This is a genomic window from Pseudomonas alcaligenes, assembly GCF_041729615.1.
GTDB lineage: Bacteria > Pseudomonadota > Gammaproteobacteria > Pseudomonadales > Pseudomonadaceae > Aquipseudomonas > Aquipseudomonas alcaligenes_B.
Map to the genome: position 1 here is coordinate 3,889,540 of NZ_CP154874.1, position 11,972 is coordinate 3,901,511.

The window sequence follows — 11,972 nt, forward strand, 5'->3', positions numbered from 1 at the left end:
CAACCGGACCACGCCATGAGCCACAAGGCCGAGGCGGCTTTCGTGCCGCTGAACATCGCCGTTCTTACCGTCAGCGATACCCGTTCCCTGGACACCGACACCTCCGGCCAGCTGTTCGTCGACCGCCTCAGCGCCGCCGGCCATCACCTGGCTGCACGGGTGCTACTCAAGGACGACCTGTACCGCATCCGCGCCCAGGTGGCGCAGTGGATTGCCGAGGATGAGGTGCAGGTGGTGCTGATCACCGGCGGCACCGGTTTTACTGGCCGCGACAGCACGCCCGAGGCGGTGGCTTGCCTGCTGGACAAGCAGGTGGATGGCTTCGGCGAGTACTTCCGGCAGATCTCGGTGGCCGATATCGGCACCTCCAGCATGCAGTCGCGCGCCCTGGCCGGCCTGGCCAACGGCACCCTGGTGTGCTGCCTGCCGGGCTCGACCAATGCCTGCCGCACCGCCTGGGACGGCATCCTCGGCGAGCAGCTGGACAATCGCCATCGCCCCTGCAACTTCGTTCCGCACCTGAAGCAGGCGGCGCCCTGCGGTAGTCGCGGATGAGCCTGCTGCCGGTCGAGGAAGCGCTGAGTCGCCTGCTGGCGCTGGCCGAGGCGACACCGATCGATGCACGCGAGATCGTTTCGCTGGCCGCTGCCGATGGACGTGTGCTGGCCACCGATCTGGTCGCCGGCCTGGACCTACCGCCCTGGCCAAACAGTGCCATGGATGGCTATGCCCTGCGTCTGGCCGACTGGCAGGGCGAGCCGCTGCCGGTGAGCCAGCGCATCCTTGCCGGCCAGGCGCCGGAACCGCTGCAGCCGGGCAGCTGTGCGCGCATCTTCACCGGCGCGCCGCTGCCGGCGGGCGCCGACACGGTGGAAATGCAGGAGAACGCCGAGATTCTGGCCAACGGCCGGGTGCGTTTCCTTGAGCCGATCAGGGTCGGACAGAACGTCCGCCCCCAGGGTCAGGAGACCCGTGCCGGTGAAGTGGTGCTGCCGGCCGGCACCCGCTTGGGGCCGGTCGAATTGGGGCTGGCCGCCTCGCTCGGTTGCGCGGTGCTGGTGGTGCGACGCAGGCCGCGGGTGGCGGTGGTGTCGACCGGTGACGAGCTGGTCGAGCCCGGCCAGCCGCTCGGCCCGGGGCAGATCTACAACAGCAACCGCAGCCTGCTGTGCGCCTGGCTGCAGCGCCTGGGCTGCGAGGTACGCGACGCCGGCATCCTGCCGGACGATGCGCAGCGCACCCGTGAGGCGCTGGCGGCGCTGGGCGACGCCGACCTGATTCTCTCCACCGGTGGGGTATCGGTCGGTGAGGCCGATCATCTTGGCCAGGTGCTGCGCGAGGAGGGCGAACTGGCCCTGTGGAAGCTGGCAATCAAACCGGGCAAGCCGCTCACCTGCGGGCATTTCCGTGGCGTGCCGGTGCTCGGTCTACCGGGCAATCCGGCCTCGACCCTGGTGACGTTCGCCCTACTGGCCAGGCCCTACCTGTTGCGCCGCCTCGGCGTGCAGAGGGTCGCGCCGCTGAGCGTCGAGGTCGCGGCCGGCTTCGCCTGGAGCAAGCCCGGCAAGCGCCGCGAGTACCTGCGCGCGCGCCTGGAGAATGGCCGCGCCGTGCTCTACCCGAACCAGAGTTCCGGCGTGCTGCGCAGCGCGGCCTGGGCTGATGGCCTGGTGGAGGTGCTGGAGGAGCGGAGCTATGCCGAAGGCGATGTACTGCGCTTCATTCCGCTGAGCGAAGTGTTGGGCTAGGTCCAAGGCGCGGGTATCACCGCCCTGTAGGGCGGGTGAAACCCGCGCGGCCGATGCGGCAGTTCAGAGCGGCGCGCCCTTGCGCCGCTCGCGGTATTCGCCCGGGGTCATGCCGGTCCAGGCCTTGAAGCTGCGGTGGAAGGAACGCGACTCGGTGAAGCCCAGGTAGCTGGCGATGTCCTGGATTGCCAGGTCGCTGCGCAGCAGGTAGTGCTCGGCCAGTTCCTGGCGCAGCTGGTCGAGAATTTCCTGGTAGCTGGTGCCGGCCTGCTGCAGGTGGCGCTGCAGGGTGCGTACCGTCATGTGGAATTTCTCGGCGACCTTTTCCTTGCGCGGCAGGCCGTCCTTCAGCAGCAGGCGCAGGGCGTTCTTCACCCGTTGCGGCAGCGGCTCGTTGTCGTCCAGGCCGGCCATCATGGTCAGCGCGTGTTCTTCCAGGGTACGCAGCAGGTTGGCGTCGGCCTGGCGCAGGGGGATGGCCAGGTAGTCCAGCGGCACCAGCAGGGCGTTGCATGGCTGGCCGAAGCGCACCGGGCAGCCGAAGAAGGCCTCGTAATCCTCCTGCGGCGCCTCGGCGGGGCGCTCATGCTCCAGCCAGACCTCGCGCGGCGACCTATCCATGTCGGCGATCCAGCGCGCGTAGAGCATCCACGAGGCCAGCACGTTCTCCACCATGTGGCGGCGGATGCCGGCGCTCTCGTGGCGGCAGTTCCAGATCAGCCGTACATGGTCGCCGGCCATCTCCAGGCGGCTGGTGCCCATGTCGCCGACCAGCTTCTCGTAGGGCACGATGCGGCTCATGGCCTCGCCCAGGGTCGCGCAGTTCATGGTGATGTAGCCGAGTACGCTCCACGAGCCAGGCTGCACGTAGCGCGCCGAATGCAGGCCGAACAGCGGGTCGCCGGACACCTGCATCAGGTGCTGCAGCAGGCGCTCGTGGGCCTCGCTGGGGATGCGCCGGCCGTTGTCGGCCAGGTCTTCGAGGGTCACGCCGGCTGCGCGGCGCGCGGCCTCCAGATCCAGGCCGAGGGCTTCGGCATGGCGCAGGTACTTGAGCAGGGCGGGGACCGAGGTATAGCCGAGGGTCAGCATGGTTTTCTTGTTGTTCTGCTTGTCATGATTGGCGACAGCCGCTGGCCCGATCCGACAGTGACCGGCGCGGGCGGCTGGCTAGTATAGGCAGCCATCGAGAATGACCGGAATAGTGGGAGCACGCATGCGACGTTGGAATGGATGGGGCGATGAGGCCACCGTGGTGGAGCTGCCGGCGCATGGCGCGGCCTTCCTGGAGAACCTGGTTGGCAGCGGGCAGCGCCTGGACGATGCCACGCTCGAACAGGTGCTGGTGCAGGTGCCCGAATCGCGTCTGATCCTGCGTCATCCGCTGGTCAGCGTCGATGCCGAAGTGCGCGTGCGCCATGCCCGCGGGCAGAGCCTGCCGGACTGGCTGGCCATGCGCTCTGGTGATTTCGGCGTGTTCCCCGACGCTGTCGCCCTGCCGGAAACCGCCGCGCAGATCCGTGAGCTGCTGGCCTGGGCCAGGGAACAGGACGCCATTGTCATCCCCTACGGTGGCGGCACCTCGGTGGCCGGCCATATCAACCCGGCCGAGTCCGCCAAGCCGGTGCTGACCCTGTCGCTGGAGCGCATGACCCAGCTGCTCGACCTCGACGAGCAGAGCCAGATCGCCACCTTCGGCCCCGGCGCCAACGGCCCGCAGGTAGAGGCGCAGCTGCGCGCGCGCGGCTATACCCTCGGCCACTTCCCGCAGTCCTGGGAGCTGTCCACCCTTGGCGGCTGGGTTGCCAGCCGTTCCAGTGGCCAGCAGTCGCTGCGCTACGGGCGCATCGAGCAGCTGTTCGCCGGCGGCAAGGTCGAGACCTTCGCCGGCACCCTGGACATCCCGACCTTCCCGGCCTCGGCTGCCGGGCCGGACCTGCGCGAGCTGATCCTCGGCAGCGAAGGCCGCTTCGGCGTGATCTCCGAGGTCAAAGTGCGCGTCACCAAGCTGGCCGAGCAGGAGAAGTTCTTCGCCGTGTTCCTGCCCAGCTGGCAGCAGGCCCTGGCCGGCATCCGCGCCCTGGTCCAGGCACGCATCCCGCTCTCCATGCTGCGCCTGTCCAACGCCATCGAGACCGAGACTCAGCTGGCTCTGGCCGGCCATCCGGAACAGATCGCCCTGCTGGAGAAGTACCTGGCCCTGCGCGGCGCGCGCGCCGGCAAGTGCATGCTGACCTTCGGCGTCACCGGCAACCGCAGCCAGAACGCGCTGTCGGTGAAGCAGGCGAAAAAGCTGCTGAAGAGCTTTGGCGGCGTGTTCACCGGCACCCTGCTGGGCAAGAAATGGGCGGAGAACCGCTTCCGCTTCCCCTACCTGCGCCATGGCCTGTGGGAGGCCGGCTACGCGGTGGATACCCTGGAGACGGCCACCGACTGGAACAACGTCGACCACCTGCTGAACCAGGTCGAGGCCAGTCTGCGCCAGGGCCTGGCGGAGGAGGGCGAGCGGGTCCACGTGTTCACCCACCTGTCGCACGTCTACGGCCAGGGTTCGAGCATCTACACCACCTACGTGTTCCGTCCGGGCGACCGCTACGAAACCACCCTGGCGCGCTGGACCAAGCTCAAGCGGGCGGCCAGCCAGACCATCGCCGCCAACCGCGGCACCATCAGCCACCAGCACGGCGTCGGTCGCGACCACGCGCCGTACCTGGCGGCGGAGAAGGGCGAGCTGGGCATGGCGGCGCTCAAGGCCATGGCGCAGCACTTCGACCCCGAAAGCCGCTTGGCGCCCGGCGTGTTGCTGGAAGACTGAGATGAGCTGGAACGCGCAGTGGCGCGAAGCCGCGCTGCCCGAGCTGGCGGCGCGCGACTGGGACCTGATAGTCGTCGGCGGCGGCATCAGCGGCGCCGGCATCCTGCGCGAGGCGGCGCGACGCGGCTGGAGCTGCCTGCTGCTGGAGCAGCGCGATTTCGCCTGGGGCACCTCCAGCCGCTCGTCGAAGATGGTCCACGGCGGCCTGCGCTATATCGCCAAGGGCCAGCTGGGCCTGACCCGCGACTCGGTGCGCGAGCGCCAGCGCCTGCTCGGCGAGGCGCCAGGCCTGGTCGATGCGCTGCCGTTCCTGTTTCCGCATTACCGCGGCCAGTTCCCCGGCCCCCGGGTGTTCGGCGGCCTGCTCGGCGTTTACGACGCCCTGGCCGGCCAGCGCCTGCACCGCTATCACCCGGCCGGCGAGCTGCGCTACCTGGCGCCGGGGCTGAACGACGCCGAGCTGCTCGGCGGCACCCTGTTCACCGATGCGGTCACCGACGATGCGCGCCTGGTCATGCGCGTGCTGGGCGAGGCGCGGGCCGAGGGCGGCGAGGCGCTCAACGGCATGCGTGTGGTCGAATTGAGCCGCGACGGCGAGCGGGTGAACGGTCTGGTCGCCGAGGACTGCGGAAGCGGTCGGCGCTTCAGCTTCCGCGCCCGCGCCGTGGCCCAGGCCACCGGTGCCTGGGCCGACGAGCTACGCCACAAGAGCGGCCTGGAACATATCCGTCCGCTGCGCGGCAGCCACCTGCTACTGCCGGCCTGGCGCCTGCCGGTGGCCCAGGCCATCAGCTTTATGCATCCGGAAGATGGCAGACCCGTCTTCGTGTTTCCCTGGGAAGGCGCCACGGTGATCGGCACCACCGACCTGGACCATGGTGAGGCGCTGAACCGCGATGCACGGATCACGGAAGCAGAGGTGGAGTATCTGCTGGCGGCCTGCGCCAGCGTGTTCCCGCAGGCCAAGGTCGGTCGCGCCGACGTGCTGTCCACCTGGGCCGGCGTGCGCCCGGTGGTCAGCGAGGGCGAAAGCACCGGCAAGAAGCCGTCGGACGAGAAGCGCGAGCATGCCCTGTGGGTCGAGCCCGGCTGCGTGACCCTGGCCGGCGGCAAGCTGACCACCTTCCGCCTGCTGGCCCTGGAAGTGCTGCGCGCCTGTGCGCCGATGCTCGGGCGCGAGGTGGCGGATGTGGGGCAGGCGGTATTCCATGCCGCGCCGCCGGTGGCGCTGCCCGGCCTGAGCCTGAGCCAACAGCGCCGGCTGGCCGGTCGCCATGGCCGCGCACTGCCGCGCCTGGCCGAGCTGATCGGTGAGCTGGGCAGCGAGTGCGTCGGCGCCAGCACCACGCTGTGGGCCGAGCTGGCCCTGGCCTGCGACGACGAGCTGGTGCTGCAACTGGACGACCTGCTGCTGCGCCGCACCCGCATCGGCCTGTTGCTGGCGGGCGGCGCCGAGGCCGAGCTGCCGCGCATCCGCGCCCTGTGCCAGCCGCGCCTGGGCTGGAGCGATGCGCGCTGGGACGAACAACAACAACGCTACCTGGCACTGTGGCGCCAGTGCTACAGCCTGCCGGGTGAACCCTCTTGAACGAACAACGCTATCTGCTGGCCATCGACAACGGCACCCAGAGTGTGCGCGCGCTGCTCTTCGACCTGGCCGGCAACCTGGTCGGCAAGGGCAAGGTGGAGCTGGAACCCTACTACTCCGCGCACCCCGGCTGGGCCGAGCAGGACCCGGAGTACTACTGGCGCAGCCTGGGCGAGGCCTGTGAGCAGCTCTGGGCCAGCGTCGACATCGACCGCCGGCAGATTGCCGGCGTGTCGCTGACCACCCAGCGCGGCACCCTGATCAACGTGGACGAGGCCGGCCAGCCGCTGCGCCCGGCCATCCTCTGGCTGGACCAGCGCCGTGCCGAGGTCGAGGGCCGCATCAAGGGGCCCTGGGGCTGGCTGTTCAAGCTGATCCGCGAAGAGGAGACCATCGACTACTTCCGCAGCCAGGCCGAGGCCAACTGGATCACCCAGCAGCAGCCGGAAATCTGGGCGCGCACGCACAAGTTCCTGCTGCTCTCGGGTTTTCTCACCCATCGCCTGTGCGGCCGCTTCGCCGACTCGGTGGGCAGCTGCGTGGCCTACCTGCCGTTCGACTACAAGCGCCTGTGCTGGGCCAAGCCGAGCGACTGGAAGTGGCAGGCCATCCCGGTGCGCCCGGACATGCTGCCGGAGCTGGTCAAGCCGGGCGAGCGTATCGGCGCCATCAGCGTCGAGGCCAGCCGGCACACCGGCATTCCCGAGGGCCTGCCGCTGATCGCCGCCGCCTCGGACAAGGCCTGCGAGGTGATCGGTGCCGGCGGCGTGGAGCCGAGTACGGCCTGCCTGTCCTACGGCACCACGGCGACCATCAACACTACGCGGGCCAAGTACCTGGAGACCATTCCACTGATCCCGCCGTACCCGGCGGCGATTCCCGACCACTACAACACCGAGGTCATGGTGTTTCGTGGCTTCTGGATGGTCAGCTGGTTCAAGGAACAGTTCGGCCACGCCGAGCGCCAGCGTGGTCTGGAGCTGGGCGTGGAGGCCGAGACCCTGTTCGACGAGCTGGTCGAGAGCGTGCCGCCGGGCTCCATGGGCCTGATGCTGCAGCCGTTCTGGTCGCCGGGCATCCGCGAGCCGGGGCTGGAGGCCAAGGGCTCGATCATCGGCTTCGGTGACGTGCATACCCGCGCGCACCTCTATCGCGCCATCCTCGAAGGCCTGGCCTACGCCCTGCGTCAGGGCCGCGAGAAGATCGAGCAGCGCTCTGGTACGCGTATCCAGCGCCTGCGCATTTCCGGCGGCGGCTCGCAGAGCGACGCGGCCATGCAGCTGACCGCCGACATCTTCAACCTGCCGGCCGAGCGCCCGCACCTGTACGAGACTTCCGGCCTCGGCGCGGCCATCGACTGCGCCGTCGGCCTCGGCCTGCACCCGGACTTCCCCACAGCCATCGCCGCCATGACCCGCGTCGGCAAGGTGTTCCAACCCAACCCGCAGGCGGTGGCGGTCTACGAGCGGCTGTACCGCGAGGTCTACCTGCGCATGTACAAACAGCTCAGACCGCTGTACCGCAGCATTCGCGAGATCACCGGCTACCCGGCCTAGGCACTTCCTGCCGCTATCCCCAGTCTGCTTATACTCAGGCGACAGGCGAAGGAGGGTGCATGAGCGGACGCAAGGCATGGCTGATCCTGCATGGCAAGCAGGCGCAGAACGAGGAGGTGCGCGCCGCCGTGCTGGCGCTGCGCGAGCGCGGCTGGCAGCTGGCCGTGCGCCTGACCTGGGAAGGTGGCGATGCGGCGCGCCTGGTGCAGGAGGCGCTGGACGCCGGCTATTCCACCCTGATCGCCGGTGGTGGCGACGGCACCCTGCGTGAAGTGGCGGAGGCCCTGGCGCTGGCCGGCGGCCAAGCCAGCCTGGCGCTGCTACCGCTGGGCACCGCCAATGATTTCTGCCGTGCCGCCGGTATTCCGCTGCTGCCGGCCGAGGCGCTGGCCCTGCTGGAGTGCGAGCCGCGCCCGATCGACCTGGGCGAGGTGGATGGTCAGCTGTTCCTCAACATGGCTACCGGCGGCTTCGGCTCCAGGGTCACCGCCAATACGTCCGAAGAGCTTAAGAAACTGCTCGGTGGCGCCGCCTATTTCCTCACCGGGTTGACGCGCTTCTCCGAAGTGCACTCGGCCTTCGGGCGCTTTCGCGGGCCGGATTTCGCCTGGGAGGGCGACTTCCTTGCCCTGGGCATCGGCAACGGTCGACAGGCTGGCGGCGGCCATGTGCTCTGTCCGCAGGCTCGGGTGAACGACGGCCTGCTCGACATCTGCATAGTGCCGGCGCCGCAGGACGTGGTCGGCACCCTGGGCACGCTGCTGTCCGGCGGAGTGCTGGGGCTGGAGACGGTATCGCTCAGTGCGCGCCTGGCCTGGCTGGAAGTCGAAGCGCCGGAGGGGCTGGACATCAACCTCGATGGCGAACCACTGGAAAGCCGCCACCTGCGTTTCGCCGCGCGTGCCGGCGCCTTGTCCGTGCACTTGCCGGAGTCTTCGCCGCTGCTCGGGTAGGCGGCTGGCGCGGTCCGCGCCCGTGCGGCATGATGGCGCCAGGCCATACCCTGCAGTTTGCGTGCAAGCGGCCGATAGAGGCTAGACTCGATACAGTGATGAGGAGCAGTTAGATGGCCGGCATTCTCGATACAGTGGACCAGCGCACCCAACTGGTGGGTGAGAACCGTCTGGAAATCCTCATGTTCCGCCTGGCCGGGCGCCAGCTGTTCGCCATCAACGTGTTCAAGATCCAGGAAGTGCTGCAGCTGCCCAAGCTGACCCTGATGCCGCACCGCCACCCGCACGTCTGCGGCGTGGTCAGCCTGCGCGGGCAGACCCTGCCGGTGATCGACCTGTCCCAGGCCATCGGCATGCGTCCGCTGACCCCCAACGAGAACAGCACCATCATCGTCACCGAGTACAACCGCTCGGTGCAGGCGTTCCTGGTCGGTGGCGTGGATCGCATCCTCAACCTCAACTGGGAGTCCATCCTGCCTCCGCCCGGTGGAGCGGGGCGCCAGCACTACCTGACCGCCATCACCAAGGTGGATGACCAGATCGTCGAGATCATCGACGTGGAGAAGGTGCTGGCGGAAATCGCCCCGATGAACACCAAGGTCTCCGAGGAAAAGCTGGCCGAGCCGCTGCTATCCAAGGCCATCGGCCGCGAGGTGCTGCTGGTGGACGACTCCAGCGTGGCCCTCAACCAGCTGCGTGATACCCTGACCCAGCTGGGCATCCGCCCGCACACCGCCAGCGACGGTCTCAAGGGCCTGCAGCAATTGAAGAAGTGGGCCGATGCCGGCGAGAACATGACCGACAAGCTGCTGATGGTGTTCACCGATGCGGAGATGCCGGAGATGGACGGCTACCGCCTGACCACCGAGATCCGCAACGATCCGCGCCTGAAGGACCTCTACGTGGTGCTGCACACCTCGCTGTCCGGTAGTTTCAACGATGCCATGGTGAAGAAGGTCGGCTGCGACAACTTCCTCTCAAAGTTCCAGCCGGACAAGCTGGTCGACGTGATCCTCGATCGCCTGCGCCGCGACGCCTGATCGCCAGGCTTGAGTGGCCGGCGTCCTCCCCGTATAACCGGCATTCACGATCCAAGGATGCCGGCCCCATGCAACTCTCCGCCCTCTACCGTTACCCGCTCAAATCCGCCCGTGGCGAGAGCCTGAGCAGTTCGCCCCTGGAGGCGCTGGGCCTGCGTGGCGACCGGCGCTGGATGCTGGTGGAGCCCGAGAGCGGGCGTTTCCTGACCCAGCGTCTGCTGCCGCAGATGAGCCAATTGAGTGCGCTGTACAACGCCACGGGTGGCCTGAGCCTGAGCGCGCCCGGGCATGGCCGCCTGGAGGTGGCGCTGCCCGATCCCGAGGCTGATCTGCGTGGCGTGACCGTCTGGCGCGACAGCCTGCGTGTGCCGGATGCCGGCGATGCCGCGGCCGAGTGGCTGGGCGCCTTCCTCGGTCGGCCCTGCCGCCTGGTGCAGGTGCCCGAGGCGCGCGCCCGCCAGGTCGATACCGGCTACGCCCAGCCCGGCGACAAGGTGGCCTTTTCCGATGGTTTCCCGCTGCTGCTGATCGGCCAGGCCTCGCTGGACGACCTCTCCGCGCGGGTCGGCCGGCCGCTGGAGATGCTGCGATTTCGCCCCAATCTGGTGATCGAGGGCAGCGCGCCCTATGCCGAGGACGGCTGGAAGCGCATCCGCATCGGTACCATCGAGTTCGAGGTGGCCAAGGGCTGCAGCCGCTGCATTCTCACCACCATCGACCCGCAGACCGGCGAGCGCAACGCCGACCGCGAGCCGCTGACTACCCTGAAGACCTATCGCGAGCGCGACGGTGATGTCTACTTCGGGCAGAACCTGTTGCCGCGTGACACCGGCGAGCTGCGCCTGGGCATGCCGGTCGAGGTGCTGGAGTAGCACGCCAGTCGATGCGTGAGTCCCGCCAGCTTCCTCAGCGCTCGCGCAGCGCTTCCGAGCGGGCCTTGAGCACCGGCTTGAGCAGGTAGTCCAGCACGCTCTTCTGGCCGGTGACTATGTCCACGGTGGCGACCATGCCGGGGATGATCAGCAGCGGGTGTTCCTCGGTGCCCAGATGGCTCTTGTCGGTGCGCACCTGGATCAGATAGAAGCTGTTGCCTTCCTCGTCGGTGATGGTGTCGGCGCTGATCACCTCCAGCTTGGCCTTCAGCCCACCGTAGATGGTGAAGTCATAGGCGGTGAACTTGACCATGGCCTTCTGCCCAGGGTGCAGGAAGGCCACGTCCTGCGGCCGCACCTTGGCCTCGATCAGCAGGTTGTCCTCCAGCGGCACCACCTCGACCATCGGATCGCCGGGCTGCACCACGCCGCCGATGGTGTTGACCTTGAGCAGCTTGATCACCCCGTAGACCGGCGAGATCACCGTGGTGCGGCTGACCCGGTCCTCGATGGCCACGCTGGTGGAGGTGATCTTCTTCAGTTCGGTGCGGACCTCGTTGAGCTCCTTGAGCGCCTCGGTGCGGAAGGCCAGGGTCGATTCGTTGAGCTTGCTCTCTATTTCCTGCATGGCCGCCTCGGCCCTGGGAATGGCCAGGTTGGTGGCGTCCAGCGAGCCGCGCACTTCCACCGCGCTGCGGCGCAGGCGCAGGATCTCCACCTCCGAGATGGCGCCGGTGCCCACCAGCGGTTGCGACATGTTCAGCTCCTGCTGGAGCAGCCCCAGGCTGGAACGATACTGCTGGGCCTTGGCGCGGAACTCGGCCAGCTCCTGGGTCTTCTGCCGCAGCTGTTCGCGCAGGGTGTTCTGCTCGCTGTCCAGGCGCTGCTGGCGCGAGCGGTACAGGGCCATCTCGTCCTCGGCCAGCTGCGGCGCCTGCTTGACCAGGTCCTCCGGCAGGGCGATGGGGCGTCCTTCGGCCTCGGCACTGAGGCGCTCGACCCGCGCCAGCAGGGCCAGGCGGTCGGCCTCGGTTTCCCCTCGGTTGGAAATGAAACGGGTGGCGTCCAGGCGAAGCAGCACGTCGCCCTTGTTCACTACCTGGCCCTCGCGCACGAAGATTTCCGTGACTATGCCGCCTTCCAGGTTCTGGATGACCTGTACCTTGCTGGAGGGGATGGCCTTGCCTTCGCCGGTGGTGACTTCCTCCAGTTCGGCGAACTTGGCCCAGATCAGCGCCGCCAGTAGGCAGGCGGTCACCGACCAGACGGTGGCGCGGGCCAGCCAGGGCGAGTCCTCGAGGATGGCGCCGTCCACCTCCGGCATGAATTCGGTGTCCTGCTTCTGCCGCTTCAGGCTGCCGAAGTAGTCGCGCAGGGATTGGGCGAGTTCCATGGGGGTT

General features: G+C 68.4%; 10 protein-coding genes. 8 read left to right on the plus strand and 2 right to left on the minus strand.

The features are described from left to right. The first annotated feature begins 15 nt into the window (after positions 1-15). Together moaB and glp are read left to right on the plus strand one after the other, a co-directional pair. Positions 16-555 carry a molybdenum cofactor biosynthesis protein B gene (gene moaB, locus AAG092_RS18915; protein ID WP_061904740.1) on the plus strand — a complete coding sequence of 180 codons (540 nt, stop codon included), beginning with the start codon at positions 16-18 and terminating at the stop codon, positions 553-555. Next, positions 552-1,748: a gephyrin-like molybdotransferase Glp gene (gene glp, locus AAG092_RS18920; protein WP_373387887.1), complete on the plus strand. Its 1,197-nt coding sequence runs from the start codon at positions 552-554 to the stop codon at positions 1,746-1,748. Before moaB ends, glp begins: the two co-directional genes overlap by 4 nt. Positions 1,749-1,811: 63 nt before the next feature. On the opposite strand, the gene AAG092_RS18925 is transcribed toward glp, so the two are convergent. Further along, positions 1,812-2,840: an AraC family transcriptional regulator gene (locus AAG092_RS18925; RefSeq protein ID WP_110682127.1), complete on the minus strand. Its 1,029-nt coding sequence runs from the start codon at positions 2,838-2,840 to the stop codon at positions 1,812-1,814. Positions 2,841-2,964: 124 nt separating this feature from the next. Here AAG092_RS18925 and AAG092_RS18930 point away from each other — a divergent pair, with 124 nt between their 5' ends. The 6 genes from AAG092_RS18930 (at position 2,965) to AAG092_RS18955 (ending at position 10,572) form a co-directional block, all read left to right on the plus strand. Further along, the gene (locus AAG092_RS18930) at positions 2,965-4,563 is read left to right on the plus strand and encodes an FAD-binding oxidoreductase (RefSeq protein WP_373387888.1); all 1,599 of its coding nucleotides are present in this window, start codon (positions 2,965-2,967) and stop codon (positions 4,561-4,563) included. A gap of 1 nt (position 4,564) precedes the next feature. Next, a complete protein-coding gene (locus AAG092_RS18935; protein WP_373387889.1) occupies positions 4,565-6,151 on the plus strand; it encodes a glycerol-3-phosphate dehydrogenase/oxidase in 1,587 nt (528 codons plus the stop codon). Beyond that, positions 6,148-7,707 (plus strand): FGGY-family carbohydrate kinase, encoded by a 1,560-nt coding sequence (locus AAG092_RS18940; protein WP_373387890.1) that lies wholly within the window; start codon positions 6,148-6,150, stop codon positions 7,705-7,707. The genes AAG092_RS18935 and AAG092_RS18940 overlap by 4 nt, the downstream gene beginning before the upstream one ends. Before the next feature lie 59 nt (positions 7,708-7,766). Continuing rightward, on the plus strand, positions 7,767-8,660 hold the full coding sequence (yegS, locus tag AAG092_RS18945; protein WP_373387891.1) for a lipid kinase YegS: 894 nt from the start codon (positions 7,767-7,769) through the stop codon (positions 8,658-8,660). A gap of 113 nt (positions 8,661-8,773) precedes the next feature. Then, complete coding sequence (locus AAG092_RS18950) at positions 8,774-9,700, plus strand: chemotaxis protein CheV (protein WP_110682122.1); 927 nt, start codon at positions 8,774-8,776, stop codon at positions 9,698-9,700. Positions 9,701-9,768: 68 nt separating this feature from the next. Continuing rightward, positions 9,769-10,572 carry an MOSC domain-containing protein gene (locus AAG092_RS18955; RefSeq protein WP_373387892.1) on the plus strand — a complete coding sequence of 268 codons (804 nt, stop codon included), beginning with the start codon at positions 9,769-9,771 and terminating at the stop codon, positions 10,570-10,572. 34 nt (positions 10,573-10,606) lie between these two features. Here AAG092_RS18955 and AAG092_RS18960 read toward each other — a convergent pair whose 3' ends face one another. After that, the gene (locus AAG092_RS18960) at positions 10,607-11,965 is read right to left on the minus strand and encodes an HlyD family type I secretion periplasmic adaptor subunit (RefSeq protein WP_110682120.1); all 1,359 of its coding nucleotides are present in this window, start codon (positions 11,963-11,965) and stop codon (positions 10,607-10,609) included. Positions 11,966-11,972 lie beyond the last annotated feature (7 nt).